Genomic DNA, 19,885 nt, shown 5'->3' on the forward strand with positions numbered 1-19,885 from the left:
GGGACGCATGGTGGGGATCAAGGACGTCGCGCGGCAGGCGGGAGTGTCCGTCGGCACCGTCTCGAACGTGATCAACCGGCCGGAGATGGTCGCCGAGGCCACCCGCGACCGGGTGCAGGCCGCGATCGAGCGGCTCGGCTATGTACGCAGCGAATCCGCGCGCCAGCTGCGCGCCGGGCGCAGCCGGATCATCTCGCTGCTGGTGCTCGACATGGCGAACCCTTTCTTCGTGGACGTGGCCAGCGGCGCCGAGCGCGCCGCCCGGGACGCGGGCCTCGGGGTGATGGTGTGCAACAGCGCGCAGAGCGCCGACGAGGAGGCCGACTACCTGGGGCTCTTCGCCGAGCACCGGGTGCGCGGCGTCCTGGTGACCCCCGCCGACGCCACCGGCGGCAACCTGGACAACTTCCGCCGCCACGACATCCCCTTCGTCCTCGTGGACCGCGAGGTGCCGAGCCGCGAGGGCTGTTCGGTGTCGGTGGACGACATCGAGGGCGGCACGCTCGCCGTCCGCCATCTGATCGCCCAGGGACACCGCGGGCTGCTGTACGTCAGCGGCCCGATGCACCTGCCGCAGTGCCAGGACCGCCGCGCCGGGGCGCTCGCCGCGCTCGCCGAGGAGGGGCTGCCGCCGGAGGCGCTGCAGCACATCGAGGCCGAGCGGCTGGACGTGGCGGCGGGTCGCGACGCGGGGGCGCGGCTGCTGGGCATCTCCCCCCGGCCGACCGCGGTGTTCTGCGCGAACGACCTGCTGGCGCTGGGTGTGCTCCAGGCTCTCTTCGCGGCCGGGGTGTCGGTGCCGGGGGAGGTGGCGTTGGTGGGGTACGACGACATCGAGTTCGCGGCGGCCGCGGCGGTGCCGCTCACGTCGGTGCGGCAGCCCGCGTTCCGGATGGGGCGTACGGCGGCGGAGCTGCTGATCGAGGAGACGGGCGAGGACGCCGACGCCCACCGCCACCAGCGGATCGTCCTCCAGCCGGAACTGGTCGTACGGGACTCGACGCTGGCGGCGAAGCCGGGCGCGTGAGCCGCGGGCTGTTTCCGCCCGTCAGACCGCAGCCGGGACGGATGCCGTGTCCAGCAGTGTCCGGATCTCCCGCACCGCGGCGTGGCCCGCCCGGTTCGCCCCGATCGTGCTCGCCGACGGCCCGTAGCCGACCAGATGCACCCGTGAATCCCGGACGGCCCGGGTGCCCTCCACCGCGATCCCGCCGCCCGGTTCGCGCAGCCGCAGCGGGGCGAGATGGTCGATCGCGGCGCGGAAACCGGTGGCCCAGAGGATGACGTCCGCCGCCACCGTGCGGCCGTCCGCCCAGCTCACCCCGTCCGGGGTGATCCGGTCGAACATCGGCAGCCGGTCCAGCGTGCCCCGCGCCCGGGCCCGCTCCATCGCCTCCGTCATGGGCAGCCCGGTCACCGACACCACGCTCTGCGGCGGCAGCCCCCGCCGTACCCGCTCCTCCACCAGCGACACCGCGGCCCGCCCCTGGTCCGCGCCGAACGGTCCGCTGCGGAAGACCGGCGGGCGGCGGGTGACCCAGGTGGTCGAGGCCGCCACCTCGGCGATCTCCAGCAGATGCTGCACCCCGGACGTGCCGCCCCCGACGACGATCACCCGCTGCCCGGCGAACGCCTCCGGACCCGGGTACCGCGCGGTGTGCACCTGCCGCCCCCGGAACGTCTCCTGCCCCGGGTAGCGCGGCCAGAAGGGGCGGTCCCAGGTGCCGGTCGCGTTGATCAGCGCACGGGCGGACCACGTACCGGCCGAGGTCTCGACCAGCAGCCTGCCGTCGTCGCCGTCGCGTACGGCGGCGACGTGTACCGGCCGTACAACCCGCAGGTCGAAGGCGCGCTCATAGCGTGCGAAGTACGCCGGGATCACCTCGGACGACGCCCGCTCGGGAGGGGCGTCGTCGCTGGTCAGCCGCATCCCGGGCAGGTCGTACATCCCGTGCACCTTGCCGTACGTCAGCGACGGCCACCGGAACTGCCACGCCCCGCCGGGCGCGGGGGAGTGGTCGAGCACCACGAATCCGGTGCCCGGCTCGTACCCGGCCCGCCGCAGGTGATACGCCCCGGACAACCCGGCCTGCCCGGCTCCCACGACCACGACGTCCACGTTGTTCATGCTTCGGCTAACTCTGTTCCGGCGCCGGATCTTCCCGGTCCGCCAGCCGCATGCCCCGGCTCGATCAGGGCGGTTCATCGCTCATGACACCGGCTGCTCGGTCCAGATGCACTTTCCGTCGGCGGTGTAGCGGGTGCCCCAGCGCTGGGAGAGCGCGGCCACCAGCTGCAGCCCGCGCCCGCCCTCGTCCGTCTCCGCGGCATGGCGGATCCGGGGCGTGGTCAAACTGCCGTCGGAAACCTCGCAGATCAGCTCCTCACCGCGCAGCAGACGCAGCCCGACGGGGCTTTTGGCGTGCCGGACGGCGTTCGCGACCAGCTCGCTGACCAGTAGCTCCGCGGTAATGATGAGCGGGTCGAGGTGCCAGCGGGCCAACTGGTCGCGGACATGGTCGCGTGCCTCGCTCGCGGCGATCGGCCCGTCGGACAGTGGCCAGGCGGCGATGTCCTCGGGGGCCGTCGCGTGAGTACGGGCGATCAGCAGCGCGGCGTCGTCCTGCGTGAGCTCCTTCTCGGGCAGCAGCTCCGCCAGGACGTCGTCGCACAGCCGCTCCAGGGGTTCCCTCCCGCTCCGGACCGTGAACGCGCCGGACAGCGCGTTCGCCAGGTGCCGCATGCCGCGGTCGATGTCCCGGGTGGGCGATTCGATGAGCCCGTCGGTGTACAGCACCAGCAGACTGCCCTCGGGGAGGGAGACCTCGACCGTCTCGAACGGCGGCCTGGCCGCGCCCAGTGGAGGGTTGGGGGCGTGGTCGGGGAACTGGACGGCGCCCCCGGGGAGGATGATCCCCGGCGGAGGATGCCCGGCGCGGGCGAAGGAGCAGGTGGTGGTGGCGGGGTCGTACACCGCGTACAGACAGGTGGCGTAGAAGTCGTCCCCGAGGTCGTTGACCAGGTCGTTGAGGCGGGTGAGGAGTTCGGCGGGCGGGAAATCCAGATCCGCGAGCGTGCGCACGGCCGTGCGCAGCCGCCCCATGGTGGCGGCCTCGGACAGGCCGTGCCCCATCACGTCGCCGATCACCAGTGCCACCCGGGCGCCGGACAGCGGGATCACGTCGTACCAGTCGCCGCCGACGTCGATGCCCTCGCTGGCGGGCAGGTAGCGCGCGGCGGTGGTGACCGTGGTCAGCGGCGGCAGGGTCCGCGGCAGGAGTCCCCGCTGGAGCTCCTTGGCCCGGTTGTGCTCCGTGTCGTACAGCCTGGCTCGCTCGATGGCCTGTGCCATGAGCCCGCTGAGGGCGGTGAGAAGGGCCCGCTCCTCCCCGTCGAGGTGGCGCGGCTCGGTGAAGGAGATCACCGAGCAGCCGACGCAGCGGCCCGAGACGGTCAGTGGCAGAAAGGCCCAGGCGGCCTTGTCGGCCGCGGCCGGGCGCCAGGCCATCGCCGGATAGCGCGCGATGTACTCCTCCACCGAACCGACGAAGGCCGGTGTCCTGCTGTAGTACACCTCCGCGATCGGGGAGATGTCACCGATCGGGGACCCGTCGATGGAGTCGAGGAACGCCCGTGGATATCCGACGGCTCCGGCGACCCGTATCACCTTCCCTTCGATGAGCTGGACGACGAGGCCGGAGGCGCCGAACGGCCGCAGCACCCGGTCGGCGATGGCCTTCACCACGTCCTGCATGGTCAGGGCCTCCGCGAGGGCGTTGGTCAGCTCGGTGATCCGGGCGGTGCGCTCGGCCGCCGCGCGTTCCGCCGCCGCGCGCTCCTCCTCGCGTGACCGGCGCTCGGTGACATCGGTGGCGTAGACCGTCAGCCCTTCCGGCACCGGGACCAGCCGCATGTGGTACCAGCGCTCGTTGGCGGGCCACCGCACGTCGAATCCGATGGGTGTGCCGCTGTCGGCGGCCTGTCGGCAGTGGGCCTCGATGCCCGGTTCCGCGGCATCGACGCCGAGCTGGGCGAAGGCGTCCCACAGCGTCCGGCCGTGCAGCGTCCGGGGGGTGCCGAGCAGTCGCTCCGCCTCGACGTTCACGAAGGTGATCCGCCACTCGCTGTCGACCGCGAGGAACGCGTCGCTCATATGGCGCAGCGCACGGTTCACGGCATCCCGGGCGATCCGGCTCTCGGTGGTGTCGCATACCGTGCCGACCATGCCCGCGGGCTGACCGTCCGGCCCGAGCAGGACCCGCCCCCGCGCGCTGACCCAGCTCGTGGTCCCGTCGGGTCGGCAGATCCGGTACTCCACGCTGAAGACTCTGCGGTGGCGGATCGCCTGCTCGGCCTCGACCAGCACCGAGGGCAGATCATCGGGGTGGACCCGGCCGGTCCAGTTCTCGAACGGCTGCTTCGGGGTGCCCGGATCCATGCCGAAGAGAGCCAGGGTCGGCTCGTCCCACACCAGCTCTCCGGTGGTCAGGTTCCACTCCCAGGACCCCACCCTGAGCGCTTTGAGTGCCTGCCGCAGACGGGCGGCGGGCGGCTCCTGCCGCACTTGGCCATTCCAGCGCGCGTCGTCCCGGTCCTCCCCCCGGTCCGGGGAGGGGGCCGGTGCGTGCTCCCGCAGCCGCAGCGCGGCCCACGCGGCGAGTGTCTCGACCGACTCCCGCTGCCGACGCGTGGGCGCCTCTGCACGGTCCGTCAGCACGGACAGCACGCCCGCCACCCCGCCCGGGGTGACCAGCGGAACCGCCAGCAGCCCGCAGTCGGCGGGCAGCGCCGGGCCGCGAGCGGCGCCGGTACGGGCGGGTGCCCATACCGGCGCCCCGTCGGCCACCGCGCGGGCCGGGGCGGTGGCGCCGGACTCCTCGATCTTCTCCCAGTGCCGGGCGACCGTACGCGCGAGCCCATGCGCCGCCATGAGCAGCAGCCCCGGGCTGACCGGGCCCCGCAGATGCACCATGCCGCCCAGCCCGCCCGATTCCGTGACCGCGTGGTCCAGCGCGAAGCCCAGCAGCTCGGCGTCGCCCAGCTCATCGCCCGCCGTGATGATCGTGCGCAGCCGGGCGGTACCGGCCTGGTCCAAGGGGTCCTGCTCGGCCATGGCTCACCTCCCGCCGCGAGCGCGCGCGGAACCGGGGTGACCCGCCGGATATGCCCCGGAACATCACTATTCAAAGTACTCGCGTCCGAGACCTGGGCGAGGAAGCCCTTGTCAGCGGCCCCCGGCGACCAGCAGCGGCGCGGCGCCCGGGGCCGGGGTGTTCGCCACCAGACCGCGCGAGGCCAGCTCCGGGGTCACGCCCTCGCCGAACCAGTACGCCTCCTCCAGGTGCGGGTAGCCGGAGAGGATGAAGTGCTCGATGCCGAGCGCGTGGTACTCCTCGATCCGGTCGGCGATCTCCGCATGGCTGCCGACCAGCGCCGTTCCCGCGCCGCCACGCACCAGCCCGATCCCCGCCCACAGGTTGGGCGAGATCTCCAGCCGGTCGCGTGAGCCGCCGTGCAGCGCCAGCATCCGCTGCTGGCCCACCGACTCGCTGCGCCCCAGCGCCTGTTGGGCCCCGGCGACCGCCTCCGGCCCGAGGTCGTCGAGCAGCCGGTCGGCGACGGCCCACGCCTCGCGCGAGGAGTCGCGGGCGATGGTGTGCAGCCGGATGCCGAAGCGGACCTCCCGGCCCTCCCGCTCCGCCAGCCCCCGGATCCAGTCGATCTTCTCCTTGACCTGGGCGGGTGGTTCGCCCCAGGTCAGATAGACGTCCGTGTGCCGGGCGGCGACCGGTCCGGCGGCCGGGGAGGAGCCGCCGAAGAAGATCTGCGGCAGCGGGTCCGGCGGCACGGCGGTCAGTCCGCCCGCGACCTGGTAGTGCTCGCCGTCGAAGTCGTAGGGCTTGCCGCCCCACACACCCCGTACGACCTCCAGGAACTCCGCCGTGCGGGCGTATCGCTGGTCATGGTCGAGATGATCGCCGAAGCGCCGCTGCTCGGCGGAGTCACCGCCGGTGACGATGTTGAGCAGCAGCCGTCCCCGGGTGATCCGCTGGTACGTCGCGGCCATCTGTGCGGCCAGCACCGGTGAGATCAGCCCCGGCCGGAAGGCCACCAGGAACTTCAGCCGCTCGGTGTGCTGGGCGAGCGCGGCCGTCGTCAGCCAGGCGTCCTCGCACCAGGTGCCGGTCGGGGTCAGCACCGCCTCGAACCCCAGGTGCTCGGCGGCCTTGGCGATCTGCGCGAGGTAGTCGATGTCCGGCGTCCGGACGCCGGACACCGGGGTGATGCGCGAGCGGTCACCGCCGGTGTAGGCGTGCCGGTCGACCAGGGTGCGCCCGTCGCCGCTCGTGGGCAGGAACCAGTGGAGATGGGCGGACATCAGGAGCCCTTCGCGAAGGTGCGCGGCGCGGTGCTGGACGGCGGCAGACCGCCGTTGAAGCGGGTGTCCACGTAGTCGGCGAAGTCGAAGCGGCGCGGGGTGAGCTTCAGCTTGGCGAACGTGTCGGCGATCTGCTGCTCGGAGGCGATGGCGGGCTTGTCGACGGCGGTGTACACCCGGGTGCCGTTGGTGCGCTTCACCGAGTCCAGCGCCACGTCGTACGGCAGCCCGGTCTCCTTGCCCCACACCTTGGCCCACGCCTCGGGGTGCTTGTAGACCCAGTTCTGGGCCCGGCGCAGCCGCTCCAGGTAGTCCTTGATGACCTTCGTCTTCTTCTTGTCGTCGAGCGAGGACGGGTTGGCGACCTGGAAGTTGAGGCCGTTGGTCACCCCCTTGCCGGTGGTGATGGCCCGCGCGTCCGCCTGGCGTTCCGCCTGTGCGGTGTACGGGTCCCAGATGGCCCAGGCGTCCACCTTGCCGCCCTTGAAGGCCGCCAGCGCGTCGGCGGGCTGCAGGAAACTGACCTTGACGTCCTTGATCGAGAGCCCGGCCTTCGCGAGCGAGGCGACGAGTTGGTAGTGGGCCGAACTGCCCTGCGCCACCGCCACCGTCTTGCCCTTGAGGTCGGCGGTCTTCTTCAGCGGCGAGCCCTTCTTCACCACGATCGCCTCGCCGTCGGCCGTGCCGTGCTTGGCGCCCACGATCTTGATCTTGGACTTGGCGGCCGCGGCGAAGACGGGCGGGGTGTTGCCGACGCCGCCGATGTCCACGGCCTTGGCGCTGACGGCCTCCAGGATCGGCGGGCCGGAGGTGAACGTCGACCACTTGATCTTGTACGGGAGGTTCTTGAGCGCACCGGCGGCGCGCAGCACCGCCTCGTCGTTGCCCTTCTGGTCGCCGACGTTGAGCGTCACATCGCCCTTGCCGTCGACGTGGCCGCCGGAGCCGGAGGACGCGTTCTGCGTGTGCGAGCTGACGCATGCGGACAGCGGCAGGGCGAGGGAGATGAGCAGGGCCGGGACGAATCGCCGTCTCATGTCTGCGGGGTCCGATCGTGAGTGTTCGTACAGAGGGAAGTGCGGGGGCGGGCGGGGGTTACGCGACCTTCTCGACCTCGGCGGCCTCGGGTGCCTCCACGCCCAGCCGGTCCAGGAGTTGGGTGCGCAGATCCGCGATGCAGGGGTCGCCGATGTCACGCGGCCGGTCCCGGTTCACCCGGGTCTCGTGGGCGATGACACCGCCGTCCATCACCAGCACCCGGTCGGCGAGCAGCAACGCCTCCTCGACGTCGTGCGTCACCAGCAGCACCGCGCAGCCGCGGCTCTGCCACAGGTCGGCCACCAGCCGCTGTGCGGTGATCCGGGTGAGCGCGTCCAGCGCGCCGAACGGCTCGTCGAGCAGCAGCAGATCGGGTTCGCGCACCAGCGCCCGGGCCAGCGAGGCACGCTGCGCCTCGCCACCGGAGAGCGTCTTGGGCCAGGCGTCGGTGCGGTGGCCGAGGCCGACCTCGTTCAGCGCCTTTTCCGCGACCTCCCGCCCGGGGCGGCCGGGCAGCCCGAGCAGCACATTGCGCCACACCCTCTTCCACGGCATCAGCCGCGGCGCCTGGAAGGCGACGGCCTTGCGCCGCGGCACCAGCACCTCGCCCTCGATCTCCCGGTCGAGCCCGGCCAGTACGCGCAGCAGCGTCGACTTGCCGCAGCCGCTGCGGCCGAGCAGTGCCACGAACTCGCCCTTCCGGACGGTCAGTTCGAGGTCGTCGATGACGGCCCGGCCGTCGAAGGAGCGGGTGAGCGAGCTGACCCGTACGGCGGCGTCGTCCGTCGTTTCCTTCGTGAGCGGGTTCACTTGCCGGTGAAGGTCGGTCGCCATTGCAGCAGCAGCCTCTCCAGAGTGCGGACGATGAAATCGGCGAGCAGGCCGAGGGCGGCGTAGACGATGAGGCAGACCACGATCACGTCGGTCTGGAAGAACTCCCGCGCACGGTTGAGCAGAAAGCCGATCCCGTCGTCCGCGTTGATCGTCTCGCCGAAGACCAGCGCCAGCCAGGCGGTGGCCAGCGAGTACCGCAGCCCGGTCATGGCCCCGGGCAGCGCCCCCGGCAGCACCACATGGCGGATCAGCCCCCAGCGCCCGAGCCCGAGGGAGTTCCCGGCCTCGATGAGCTGCGCGTCCACGCCACGGATGCCCGCGTACACGTTCAGATAGAGGTGGAAGGCGACGCCGAGCGCGATCAGCGCGATCTTCGGCGCTTCGCCGATGCCCATCCAGATGATGAACAGCGGGATCATCCCGACCCAGGGGATGCTGCGCAGCATCTGCACGGTCGCGTCGACCAGGTCCTCACCGAGCCGCGACAGCCCGGAGACCAGCGCCAGTCCGACCCCGACGACCCCGCCGATCACCAGCCCGTTCAGCACCCGCTGCACCGACACCAGCATGGCGTGCGGCAGCGTGCCGTCCTCGAGCAGACCGGAGGCGGTACCGGCGATGGTGCCGGGCGAGGCGAGCATGTCGGAGGGCAGCACACCGGTCGCGCTGCACACCTGCCAGAGCGCCAGCAGAAGGAGGGGACCGGTCGTGCGGCGCAGCCATCGGGGTACGGTGCGGCGGCGCGCGGACAGGGGCACGACCGGTTCGAGAAGAACCGGGGACACGGGGACTCCAGGGAGGGGATACGCCTCGGCGCCCGCACGGCATGACGGTTCAGTGGTCAGCGCGGCACGACGAGCACGAGAAAGAGGGGGAGGTACGCGAAAAGGTCAGCAGGCGCCGGGACACGTGGCGGACGCCACCCGCAGCAGGTCGATATGACCGCGCGTGGTGAGCAGGGCTGACGTAGACATGCCCTTGAAGCTAGCCAGCGCGTCCGACCTGGGTCAACGCCGTCTTGCCCCTCGGACCTTTGTTGCGGGAGTTTTACCACAGCACGTACGAGGATGGAGTCATGGCAACTTTCCGCACCCACACGCTCGACATCACCACCGGCACCTCGGAGACCGTCGCCGACCTCACCGCCGACTGCGAGGCGTATCTGCGCGAGGTGGCCCGGGGCGCCGACGGCCTGCTCAATGTGTTCGTCCCGCACGCGACCGCCGGTATCGCGATTCTGGAAACGGGTGCGGGCAGCGACACCGACCTCCTCGCCGCCCTTCGCGACCTCCTCCCCGCCGACGACCGCTGGCGCCACCGCCACGGCTCCCCGGGCCACGGCCGCGACCACGTCCTCCCGGCCATCGTCCCGCCCCACGCCACCCTCCCGGTCGTCGGCGGCACCCTGGCGCTCGGCACGTGGCAGTCGGTGTGCCTGGTCGATACGAACCGGGACAATCCGCGCCGTCAGGTCCGGCTGAGCTTCCTGGGCTGACGGCCGGACCGCACCCGTTCATGACGTGGCCGTCTCGCGGCTGCAGGGTCAGTGCTGGAGCGCGGCCTTGAAGACCACGATGACCAGGCCGAGGAGCAGGTTGGCCGCGCTGGCGATCAGGACCATACGGCGCGGGGCGCCGACGCGGACGGCGGCCACGGCCGCCCAGCCGACCTGCCCCGCCAGCGCGACACCGAGCGCCAGCCAGGCCGCGCCCTCGACCCCCAGCCCGAAGAGGGGACTGATCGCCACGGCGACGGCCGGTGGAACGGCCGCCTCGAGGATGGGCCGCTCGTCGGCGCACACGCGGCGGACTTCCTCCCGGCTCCCGGGCTCCTGCGCCATCCGGGCTCCGAAGAGGCGCGAGAAGACGTGCGCGGCCCAGAACACCACGCCCGTACACAGCAGGAGCAACACGAGTTCCAGCCGTGGATACGAGCCGAGCGTGCCCACACCGGCCACCACGGAGGCGGCGAGCAGCGAGCCGTACACCGCGCCGCTGTAGTCGACGTACGCGGCACCGGTCGGCGGCCTGCTCCGGGCATCATGCGCGGGGGGCTGGTGGGTCACACCCCCAGGGTCGCCGAGCGGGCCGCGTTCCGCATGGTCTACGCCGCCCGGCGGATGAGGTCGGCGGCCTTCTCCCCGATGGCGAGGGTCGCGGGGGTCGTGTTGACGGAGACGATCGTCGGCATCACTGACGCGTCCACCACCCGCAGACCCTGAAGGCCGTGGACGGTGAGGTCCGGGGCGACCACGGCGTCCGGGCCCACTCCCATCGCGCAGCTGCCCACCGGGTGGTAGTACGTTCCGGTGCCGCGCGCCAGGAAGGCGCGCAGCCCCGCCTCGTCCTTGACGTCGTCCCCGGCGAGCACCTCGCGCGAGCGCCACGCCGAGAAGGGGCTCGCGGCCGCGATGTCCCGCGCCACCTCGATGCCGTGCAGCATGCGCCGGACGTCCGACTCCTCGCCGAGGTAGTTCGGATCGATCAGCGGCGGCGTGTCCGGGCCGGCGTCGGCGATGCGCACCGAGCCCCGGCTCTCGGGCACGGTCGCCACCCCGAAGGTGAAGCTGTTCCGCGGCGCCCGCATGGCCGGTGGGTGGAATGGCACATGAATGAACATCAGCTGCATGTCGGGGCCCGCGGCGGACGCGTCGCTGCGCCACAGCATCGAGGTCTCGGCGTGGTTGGTGAGCCCGTCGGGGATCGGCTTGCTCGCCTCGTAGACGACCCCGCACAGCGGATGGTCGTGCAGGTTGCGCCCCACACCGCGCAGGTCGTGGCGGACTTCCACCCCGGCCTGCCGCAGTTCGTCGGCCGGTCCGATGCCCGACAGCAGGAGCAGCCGGGGCGAGTCGACGGCGCCGGAGCTGAGGATCACCTCGCCACGGGCATGCGCGGTGACCGGCTCACCGCCCCGCCGGAACTCCACGCCCGTACACCGGTCGCCCTCGACGAGCAGGCGGTGCGCGCGCGAGTCGGTGGAGACCGTCAGATTCGGCCGCTCCGCGCCGACCGGGTGCAGATAGGCGGTCGCGGTGCTCTGCCGTTTGCCGTCCGCGATGCTCAGGTCGTGCCAGCCGACGCCCTCCTGGGAGGCACCGTTGAAGTCGTCGGTCGTCGGGTGCCCGGCCGACGCGGCGGCATCGACGAAGACCTGCGAGAGCGGGTTGCCGTCCCGCGCCTGCGCCGGACGCATCGGGCCGCTGTCACCGCGGAGCTCCGGGTCCTTTCCGGTGGCGGTCTCCAGCCGCCGGAAGTACGGCAGGAGCGCGTCGTACCCCCAGCCCGTGCAACCGGCCGCCGCCCAGCGGTCGAAGTCGTCGCGGTGTCCGCGCAGGAACACCATCGCGTTGATGGCACTCGACCCGCCCAGCGTCCGGCCCCGCGGCCACGGCTGCGCCACGCCGTCGGTACCGGCCTGCGGCACGGTGGTGTAGGCGTAGTCGACCTCCGTGCCCCACAGCGCGGGTCAGGCGGGTGGCACGGCCAGCTCCGCCTTGGTGTCCGCCGCCCCGGCTTCCAGGAGCAGCAGTCGTACTCCTCGTGGCAGGACGTCTCGGACAATCTTCGCCCTTCGGTTGCCGGTGTGCTGCCTTAATGATCTTGTCAGCAGGACGGGGCCCGTGGCCAGCCAGGCGGCGGGCGAAACCATTCCGTCGCCCCACTCGTCTTCAGGGTCGATGTGGTGTTTCGATCAGAGGCGCCTCGGGGTGACATCAGGTCATATGGATGTCTATGGGAAAGGCTCCTGAAAGCGTGTCAGAGAGCTACAGGAACAAGACCGTTCGCTGGATCGCCGGGGCCGCGGTGGTGGCGGCGGTCGTGGGTGTCACGGGGTGCTCGAAGGAGGCGGAGTCCGACGGGGGGTCGAAGCCCGCGGCAAGCAGCTCGACCGGCAACGGGTCGGAGAAGAAGGGGGATGGTCCGGCGGACTCGCAGGCATCGGAGCCCCGCCAGGCCACGGCCGAGGAGGCGGTTGCCACCTGGACGACCGAGGTCGTCAAGGGCCAGCCGAAGAAGGCGTGCCTGGTGATGGCGGGCCCGGCCAAGGGGTCGTCACCCGGGCCTGTCGGTACCCCGTCGCGGTGTGCGAGTGACGAGCCCGAGGTGCGGAAGATGCAAGAGAACGTCGGGCGGCTCCGTGAGTCGTTCACGCCCAAGCAGTCCAAGGGCGAGCCGAAGGTGGAGGTCGCCAAGGTTCAGGCCGACGGCGACAAGGCGGAGGTCCACGGTGACAAGATCACCATCGATGGACAGACGCTCAACAAGGTCGTCCTGTCCAACTCCACCGGACTGAAGCCGGGACAGCTGGACGTCAAGGTCGAGTCCACCAAGATCAAGGACGCTTGGTACGTGACCAACTTCAATTTCGACATCGGCTGAGGCTGATACCGGTGCCGTGACCGGTGGCCTCTCCGCCCGCCTGCTTCAGGCGGGCGGAGAGGCCGTGGCCGGGCGGGGCTCGCCGCGGTAGGTGCCGAAGGACCACTTGTTGCCCTCGGGGTCGGCGATCGCGAACTCGCGGCTGCCGTACGGCTGGTCCTCGATCTCGCGGATGACCTTCACCCCCGCCGCCCTCAGCCGCTGATAGAGGTCGTCGACATGGTCGGTGACGACATAGGCGCCGAAGGTGCCCGGTCGCAGACACCATTCCGCGCTGTCCGGCTTGTGCGATCCGAGCATGATGGCGCCGCCCTCGGGCCAGTCGAGCTGGGCGTGCGCCACCCGGCCGCCGTCCTCGTACACGGCGGTGCGCAGGAAGCCGACCGTGTCGACGAGGAACTCGATCAGGGCGGGCGCGTCATGGGCCTGGAGCGTCGGCCAGACGCTCGGGGAGCGCGTTTGGGTTGCCATGGTGTTCATGCCTTTCACTCTTCGCCGTTCCGGTGCCCGCCCGCTTGGATATTCCGGCACTCTTCGGCCAGCCAGGCCGTGGGGCTGATGCCGGTGTACTGGTGGAAGTCCCGTACCAGATGCGAATGGTCGTAGTAGCCGCAGTCGGCCGCGACCCGCGCCAGATCGGGCGAGCCGCCGGTGGCGACGGACCGGACCACGGTGCCCTTGGCGTGCTCGAACCGCATCAGCCGGGCGGCCTGCTTCGGGCTCAGACCGGTCTCGGCGCGGAAGAGCGCCGTGAGCCGCCGGGGGCTGAGCGCCACGTGCTCGGCCAGTCCGCGCAGCGTGCCCGCGCCGCGGTGCCGGGCCAGCCACGCCCACGCTTCGAGGACCTCGCGCCGGACCGGCGGGGCCTCGTCGGACGCGGCCGCCCGCGCCCGCAGATACGAGCCGAGCAGGGCGAACCGCTCCTCCCACCCCGTCAGCTCCCGCAGCCGCTCGTGGACCTCTGCGGCCCGCACACCCAGGACATCGGTCCCCGGCACCACGAGCTGGTCCGCGAGCGCGCCCGCGGGCAGGCCGAGCAGCCTGCGCGCCGCCAGCGGATGCAGGGCCAGCTGCAGCCCGGCCTCGTGCTCCGGCTGGATGATGTATGCCGGGCTCTGGTGCAGTCCGCCCACCACGATGTCGGTCCGCACCGCATCGGCGCCGCGCGCCTGGTCCAGGGTGAGCCCGCTGGTCACCGGGCCCTCAAGCGAGAAGATCAACGTCAGCCAGGGGGAGGGCAGCCCCCGGTGCAGGGCCGGTGGCCGCCCGCCCGTGCGGTAGCCCACCGCGGACGCGACCATGCCGCCGAGCCGGGGCGTGAACCGTACGAACTCCTGGAACGCCTCGCCTTCCCGCCCTGCCTCGGCAGCCATGAGGCCAGTATGCGACGTTCCCCGCGCGGGCCGGGGGCCTACGGCTTCGCCCTGACCAGCCCGGTGTCGTACGCCGTGACGCGCTGCGCCCGCGGTGCCACTCGGACCGCCCGCGCCGACATCTCTCAGCGAGGACTCAGCGGACTCTCGGCGAATTCCCAGCTTGCTGTCGCGAAGTTCCCTGGTTGGGCCGCGAAGGTTCTGCTCCATGCCCCCTACATCTCGCGCCCTGAGCGTTGCTCATGGCTTCCAGCCCGCGGCCCCGTCCGGCTCCGCCGAGCCCTCCCAGGCGCACACCACCACCGTCGAGATCGTCGTTCCCGTCTACAACGAGGAGCGGGCCCTGCCCGGCTGCCTGCGCACCCTGCACGCCCGGCTGCGTGAGCAGCTGCCGTTTCCGTGGCGGATCACGGTGGCGGACAACGCCAGCGTCGACCGGACCTTCGAGGTGGCGACGGAACTGGCCGCCGAACTGCCCGGCGTGGAGGTGTTCCACCTGGACCGCAAGGGCCGCGGCCTGGCGCTGCGCACGGTGTGGGGCGCCAGCGAGGCCGACATCGTCGTGTACATGGACGTCGACCTGTCGACCGGGCTCGACGGGCTGCTGCCCCTGATCGCGCCCCTGGCCAGCGGCCACTCGGATCTGGCTATCGGCAGCAGACTGGCATCGGGCGCGCGGACCGTACGCGGGCCCCGTCGCGAGTTGATCTCCCGCTGCTACAACGGGCTGATCCGGCTGACCCATGGAGCCCGGTTCAGCGACGCGCAGTGCGGTTTCAAGGCGGCCCGCACCGAGGTGCTGCGCCCCCTGCTGGAGAAGACACGGGACGACGCCTGGTTCTTCGACACCGAACTCCTCCTGCTGGCCGAGCACAACGGGCTGCGCATCCACGAGGTCCCGGTCGACTGGGTGGAGGATGTGGACACCCGGGTCGACGTCGTCGGCACCGCCACCGACGACCTGCGGGGCCTGTACCGGATGGCGCGGCTGAAGGCGTCCGGCGCCGCCCGGGTCGCGCTGCCGCGCCGTCCCGCCCCGGCCGCCGAACACCCGGACGCGGTGCTGGCCCCCGGCACCGGCCGGTCCCGGTTCACCTGGGAGGTCGGCTGCTTCGTCGCCATCGGCATCGCCTCGACCATCGGACAGGCGCTGTTCTACTGGCTGCTGCGCGGCTGGTGGCCGCCCGCGGTGGCGAACCTGGTGTCGCTGCTGGTGCTCACCGTGCTCAACACCGAGGCCAACCGCCGTCTGACGTTCCGCTGGTCCGAGACCGGCGTGGGACGGGCACACCTGGGCGCGGGCGCCCTGTTCGTCCTGGGCTACCTCGTCACCTCCGCCGCCGTACTGCTGTACCGCCAGAGCAGCCCGGACGGCTCGACGGGCGCCGAAGCCCTCGTACTGGCCGCCTCGTCCGTGCTGGTCACCGCCGTGCGCTTCCTCGTGCTGCGGCTGGCCGTCTTCCGGCGCCCGTGAATCCCCGTACCCCCCACAGGAAAGCGAAGCGCACCATGACCCGAACGTCACCCGGGCCCCGCTGGGCCGCCCCGGCCGCACTCGGCGCGATCCTGCTGCTGGCCGCGGCCCTCTACGGCTGGGCGCTCGGCTCGCTCGGCTGGGGCAACAGCTACTACGCGGCCGCGGTGAAGTCGATGGGCCGCGGCTGGACCAACTTCCTCTTCGGCGCGTACGACCCGGCCGGGGTGCTCACCGTCGACAAGCCGCCCGCCGCCCTGTGGCCCCAGGTCATCAGCACCAAGATCTTCGGCCTGCACGGCTGGGCGATGCTCCTGCCCCAGGTGCTGGAAGGTGTCGCGGCGGTCCTGGTCCTGCACCGGACGGTACGCCGCTGGGCGGGCGAGGCCGCCGGGCTGCTCGCCGCGCTGGTCATGACGCTCACGCCCATCACGGTGGCGATCAACCGCGACAACAACCCGGACACGCTGCTGGTGCTGACCCTGGTCGCGGCGGCGTACGCGCTGACCCGGGCCCTGCGGACACCGTCCGGCCGGAGCGCTATGTGGTGGCTGTGCGGCAGCGGCTTCCTCGTCGGCGCCGGGTTCCTGACGAAGATGCTGGCCGCCTGGATGGTGGCCCCGGCCCTCGCGGCGGCGTGGCTGGTCGGCGCGGCCGGGAGCTGGCTCGTACGGGCGCGCCGGTTGCTCATCGCGGGAGCGGTGCTGGCGGTGTCCTCCCTGGGGTGGGTGGCCATGGTGGCGGTGTGGCCCGGTGACCGCCCGTACATCGGCGGCAGCGAGGACGGTTCGGCCTGGGACCTGGTCATCGGCTACAACGGGCTCGGCCGGATCTTCGGCGAGAACGGTGCCACCGGCGGTATGGGCGGGATCTCCTTCGGTGGCGCCGCCGGGCTCGGGCGGCTCTTCAACGACCAGGTCGGCGGCCAGATCAGCTGGTTGCTGCCGCTCTGCGCGGTGGCCCTGGGCGTGGCGGTGACCGTCGCGGTGCGGCGCCGACGCGGGAACACGGCCACGGGCGAGCCGCTGGACACCTCCGGGTGGGTGCTGTGGGGCACCTGGCTGGTGGTGTGCGGGCTGGTGTTCGCCACTCAGGAAGGCACGTTCCATCCGTACTACACGACGCAGCTGGCCCCCGCCGTCGCCGCGCTCACCGCGGGCCTCGCGACCGCGCTGGCCCGGGCGCACCGGGCCGGTGCCCGCTGGGCCCTGCCGACGGGGGCCGGGGCCGTGGTGGTCACGGTGGCCTGGGCGGTCGTGGTGATCGAGCGGCAGCCGTCCTGGAACGGCTGGCTGACCTGGCCGGTGGTGGCCGCCGGACTCGGCGCGGCCGCGCTTGTGCTGCTCGCGGGCCGACAGCACCGGCTGCTCCCGGCCGCGCTGGGCGGCGCCGTCCTGGCGGTGCTGCTGGCGCCCGGTGCCTGGGCGGTCAGCGTTCCCGGATCGTCCAGCGCGTCGGCGATGGGCGGCGCCAACCCCACGGCCGGACCGGCGCCGGCCGGGGGCATGCCGTTCGGCCCGGGTTCCCTCCCGGGCGGAGGCCCCGGGGGGATGGCGCCGCCCAAGGGGCTCGGCGGCGGCCCGGGCGGCATGCCATCAGGCTTCGGCGGCGGCCCGGGCGGCATGGGCGGCCTGGCCCGGCTCGCGGGCGCCACCGACCTCACCGCCGATCAGGGCAAGATCCTCGACTACGCGGTCGAGCACTCCGGCTCCGCCCGGATCAGCCTCGCCGTCGAAGGGGGTGCCATGGCCACGTCCGCGTACATCCTGAACAGCGACGCCACGGTCGTCGGCATGGGCGGCTTCACCGGCATCGACGACGCGCCGTCCGTCGACCAGCTGGAGACCTGGACCGGCCAGGGCGAACTGCGCTACGCCCTGGGCTCCGAGCCGGGTTCGCGCGGTGGCGTGGGCCCCGGCGCGATGGCGGGCGGCGCCGACAGCCCCGCCTCCCAGCGCTCCACGTGGCTCGGCGACCACTGCGCCAAGGTCCCGGCCTCCGCCTACGGCGGCAGCTCGGGCGGCGCCACCGGCATGATGGGAATCGGCACCACCCTGTACGACTGCGCCGCCAAGAACACGAAGTAAGCGACGGCAGAACGGACCACCACGCACCATGGCCGAGCAGCCCGCCACCCAGCTCACCCACCGCATCCTCGTCGTCGAGGACGACCCCGGCATCCGCCTGTTGCTGGAGTCGGCGCTGGGCCTGGCCGGATATCAGGTGAGCAGCGCCGCCACCGGCCGCGACGCCCTGCTGGAGGTCGAGCGTTTCCGCCCGGACCTCCTGCTGCTGGATGTGCTGCTGCCCGACCTCGACGGCTTCGAGATCACCCGGAACCTGCGCGGGGTCGGCGTGCGGACACCGATCCTGTTTCTGACGGCCCGTACCGAGACCGGCGACCGCATCGCCGGTCTCGGTGCCGGTGGCGACGACTACGTCGGCAAGCCGTTCAGCATCGAGGAGGTGCTGCTGCGCATCCGCGCCATCCTGCGCCGTACGGGCCACGATGTGCCGTACGGCGCGGGCGAGGACGACATCGAGGTGCTGCGCTACGCGGACCTCGAACTGGACGAGCGGGCCCACGAGGTCCACCGGGCGGGGCGGTACATCCCGCTGTCGCCCACCGAGTTCAAGCTGCTCGCCCTGCTGATGGAGAACGCGGGCCGGGTGCTGAGCAAGACCCGGATCCTCGACCGCGTCTGGGGCTTCGACTTCTCCGGCGACGGCCGCATCGTCGAAACGTACGTCAGATATCTGCGGCGCAAGATCGACCACCTCGATCCGCCACTGATCCACACGGAGCGGGGCGTGGGGTACTGCCTGCGCCTGCCGCGCGACCACACCCAGCGGACCGACGGATGATCCGTCTCGGTTCGCTGCGCGCGGGGCGGCCCGCATCGCTGCGCAGCCGTCTGGTGTGGGGTGCGGCGCTGCTGGCCGCCGTCGCGGTCCTCGCCGCCCAGACCGTTGGGTTCCTGGTGCTGCGCTGCTGGCTGCTCGACCGCGTCGACCAGCAGCTCGACGACTTCCACCTGCCCCCGCGGGCATTCCGCGACGCCGCTGCCGAGCAGCTGCCCCGGCCCCCGGACCCCGACTCCGTGACCCTGCCCTCCGACTTCCGCATCACCTTCTACGACGCCTCGGGACACCGGCACGGCCTCCTCGGCGGCGGCAAGGCCCCGGGTCCGGAACTCCCCGATTCCCTAGGGCAGTTGCGTCTGTCCGCAGGTCGGCCGTCCACCGTCTCGGCCCTCTCCGGTGACGGACGCTGGCGGATCGAGAAGAAGGCGGGATCCGGGCACACCTCGTACGTCGTCGCGCTGCCCCTGGACACATTCGACGGCGCCACCTCCAAACTGCTGTGGCTCAACGGCATCGTGCTGGCCGCCACCCTCACCGGCCTGATCGCCCTCAGCCGGTGGGTCGTCCGCCTCGGCCTGCTGCCGCTGACCCGCATGGAGCGCACCGCACAGGACATCACGGCCGGAGACCTGAGCCCACGGCTGCCGGACACCGACCCCCGAACCGAGACCGGCCGCCTCGGCACCGTACTGAACACCATGCTGGACCGGCTCCAACAGGCCCTGTACGAACGCGAGTTCTCCGAGGCCCGGCTGCGCCGGTTCGTCGCCGACGCCGGACACGAACTCCGTACGCCCCTCACCTCCATCCAGGGCTTCGCCGAACTGGCCCTGCGCCACGAGGGCCGGTCCGGCGCCGAACGGCGCGAGGGCGACCGGCTGATCGTCCAGAACGCCGAGCGCATCAGCCTGCTCGTCGACGACCTCCTGCTGCTGACCAAGCTGGACAAGGAACCCGACTACCGTCGCGACCCCGTCGACCTGCTCTCGGCCGCCGCCGACTCCGTGAGCGAGGCGGCACACCAGGCCCGCGGACACCCGATCCGGCTGGGCCCGCTCGGCACCGGGGCGGCCGCCGACCAGGAGGAACTGGACTTGGTCGAGACGACCGGCGATCCCCACCGGCTGCGCCAGGTCGTGGGCAACCTGCTGTCCAACGCGCTGCGGCACACCCCGCCCGGTACGCGAGTGGACGTACGCGTGGGCGCCGGGCGGGCCGGTCCCACGACCGGCGGCACGGATCGCCCCGGCCGGACGAGCCCCTCGCCACCGCTGCGCGCCGGAGAGCGGATCTGCGTGCTGGAAGTGGCGGACCAGGGGCCCGGTCTTTCCCCGGAAGCGGCCGACCGGGTCTTCGAGCGCTTCTACCGGGCCGACCCCTCCCGCTCCCACGAGCACGGCGGCTCCGGCCTCGGCCTGGCCATCGCCAGCGCCATCGCCGAAGGCCACGGCGGACGGCTGGAACTGGAGACCGCCACCGGAGCCGGATGCGTCTTCCGCCTCGTCCTGCCCGCCGCCGGGCCCGGCACGCACTGAGCCGG

At 72.3% G+C, this 19,885-nt stretch carries 18 protein-coding genes; 7 read left to right on the plus strand and 11 right to left on the minus strand.

The genetic code is table 11. The features are described 5' to 3' along the window. Positions 1-7 precede the first annotated feature (7 nt). Positions 8-1,027 carry a LacI family DNA-binding transcriptional regulator gene (locus tag ACZ59A_RS36625; protein ID WP_470968143.1) on the plus strand — a complete coding sequence of 340 codons (1,020 nt, stop codon included), beginning with the start codon at positions 8-10 and terminating at the stop codon, positions 1,025-1,027. A 21-nt stretch (positions 1,028-1,048) separates the two neighbouring features. Here the strand turns inward: ACZ59A_RS36625 and ACZ59A_RS36630 are convergent, their stop codons facing one another. From ACZ59A_RS36630 to ACZ59A_RS36660, 7 genes are all read right to left on the minus strand, one after another. Further along, positions 1,049-2,128: an NAD(P)-binding domain-containing protein gene (locus ACZ59A_RS36630; RefSeq protein WP_470967933.1), complete on the minus strand. Its 1,080-nt coding sequence runs from the start codon at positions 2,126-2,128 to the stop codon at positions 1,049-1,051. An 81-nt stretch (positions 2,129-2,209) separates the two neighbouring features. Continuing rightward, a complete protein-coding gene (locus ACZ59A_RS36635) occupies positions 2,210-5,113 on the minus strand; it encodes a SpoIIE family protein phosphatase (RefSeq protein ID WP_470967936.1) in 2,904 nt (967 codons plus the stop codon). Between the two features lie 111 nt (positions 5,114-5,224). Next, positions 5,225-6,379 (minus strand): LLM class flavin-dependent oxidoreductase, encoded by a 1,155-nt coding sequence (locus ACZ59A_RS36640; RefSeq protein WP_470967938.1) that lies wholly within the window; start codon positions 6,377-6,379, stop codon positions 5,225-5,227. Further along, positions 6,379-7,416, minus strand: a complete 1,038-nt coding sequence (locus ACZ59A_RS36645; protein WP_470967940.1) for an ABC transporter substrate-binding protein — start codon at positions 7,414-7,416, stop codon at positions 6,379-6,381. The genes ACZ59A_RS36640 and ACZ59A_RS36645 overlap by 1 nt, the downstream gene beginning before the upstream one ends. Positions 7,417-7,474: 58 nt before the next feature. Next, the gene (locus tag ACZ59A_RS36650; protein WP_470967942.1) at positions 7,475-8,251 is read right to left on the minus strand and encodes an ABC transporter ATP-binding protein; all 777 of its coding nucleotides are present in this window, start codon (positions 8,249-8,251) and stop codon (positions 7,475-7,477) included. Continuing rightward, the gene (locus ACZ59A_RS36655) at positions 8,224-9,036 is read right to left on the minus strand and encodes an ABC transporter permease (protein WP_470967944.1); all 813 of its coding nucleotides are present in this window, start codon (positions 9,034-9,036) and stop codon (positions 8,224-8,226) included. The genes ACZ59A_RS36650 and ACZ59A_RS36655 overlap by 28 nt, the downstream gene beginning before the upstream one ends. 105 nt (positions 9,037-9,141) lie before the next feature. Further along, complete coding sequence (locus ACZ59A_RS36660; RefSeq protein WP_370593019.1) at positions 9,142-9,225, minus strand: putative leader peptide; 84 nt, start codon at positions 9,223-9,225, stop codon at positions 9,142-9,144. 101 nt (positions 9,226-9,326) lie between these two features. On the opposite strand from ACZ59A_RS36660, the gene ACZ59A_RS36665 reads away from it, so the two are divergent. After that, positions 9,327-9,746, plus strand: coding sequence for a YjbQ family protein (locus ACZ59A_RS36665; RefSeq protein WP_470967947.1), 420 nt, complete (start codon positions 9,327-9,329; stop codon positions 9,744-9,746). A 48-nt stretch (positions 9,747-9,794) separates the two neighbouring features. Here ACZ59A_RS36665 and ACZ59A_RS36670 read toward each other — a convergent pair whose 3' ends face one another. Further along, positions 9,795-10,316, minus strand: a complete 522-nt coding sequence (locus ACZ59A_RS36670; protein WP_470967949.1) for a hypothetical protein — start codon at positions 10,314-10,316, stop codon at positions 9,795-9,797. Positions 10,317-10,354: 38 nt separating this feature from the next. Continuing rightward, positions 10,355-11,677: a GMC family oxidoreductase gene (locus ACZ59A_RS36675; RefSeq protein WP_470967951.1), complete on the minus strand. Its 1,323-nt coding sequence runs from the start codon at positions 11,675-11,677 to the stop codon at positions 10,355-10,357. 329 nt (positions 11,678-12,006) lie between these two features. Between ACZ59A_RS36675 and ACZ59A_RS36680 the strand changes: the two genes are divergently transcribed. Then, on the plus strand, positions 12,007-12,633 hold the full coding sequence (locus ACZ59A_RS36680) for a hypothetical protein (protein ID WP_470967954.1): 627 nt from the start codon (positions 12,007-12,009) through the stop codon (positions 12,631-12,633). Between the two features lie 45 nt (positions 12,634-12,678). On the opposite strand, the gene ACZ59A_RS36685 is transcribed toward ACZ59A_RS36680, so the two are convergent. Beyond that, a complete protein-coding gene (locus ACZ59A_RS36685) occupies positions 12,679-13,104 on the minus strand; it encodes a VOC family protein (protein WP_470967956.1) in 426 nt (141 codons plus the stop codon). Positions 13,105-13,118: 14 nt separating this feature from the next. Next, complete coding sequence (locus tag ACZ59A_RS36690) at positions 13,119-14,006, minus strand: AraC family transcriptional regulator (RefSeq protein ID WP_470967959.1); 888 nt, start codon at positions 14,004-14,006, stop codon at positions 13,119-13,121. 208 nt (positions 14,007-14,214) lie between these two features. Here ACZ59A_RS36690 and ACZ59A_RS36695 point away from each other — a divergent pair, with 208 nt between their 5' ends. Genes ACZ59A_RS36695 through ACZ59A_RS36710 form a run of 4 tightly spaced genes read left to right on the plus strand, consistent with a single transcriptional unit; the run spans position 14,215 to position 19,880 of the window. Then, entirely contained in the window at positions 14,215-15,480 is a 1,266-nt protein-coding gene (locus ACZ59A_RS36695; RefSeq protein WP_470967962.1) for a bifunctional glycosyltransferase family 2/GtrA family protein, read from the plus strand. A gap of 35 nt (positions 15,481-15,515) precedes the next feature. After that, entirely contained in the window at positions 15,516-17,567 is a 2,052-nt protein-coding gene (locus tag ACZ59A_RS36700; RefSeq protein WP_470967964.1) for an ArnT family glycosyltransferase, read from the plus strand. Between the two features lie 28 nt (positions 17,568-17,595). Next, on the plus strand, positions 17,596-18,345 hold the full coding sequence (locus ACZ59A_RS36705) for a response regulator transcription factor (protein WP_470967966.1): 750 nt from the start codon (positions 17,596-17,598) through the stop codon (positions 18,343-18,345). Then, entirely contained in the window at positions 18,342-19,880 is a 1,539-nt protein-coding gene (locus ACZ59A_RS36710; RefSeq protein ID WP_470967969.1) for a sensor histidine kinase, read from the plus strand. Before ACZ59A_RS36705 ends, ACZ59A_RS36710 begins: the two co-directional genes overlap by 4 nt. The last annotated feature ends 5 nt before the right edge of the window (positions 19,881-19,885 follow it).

The organism is Streptomyces sp. NPDC040405, from assembly GCF_055595765.1.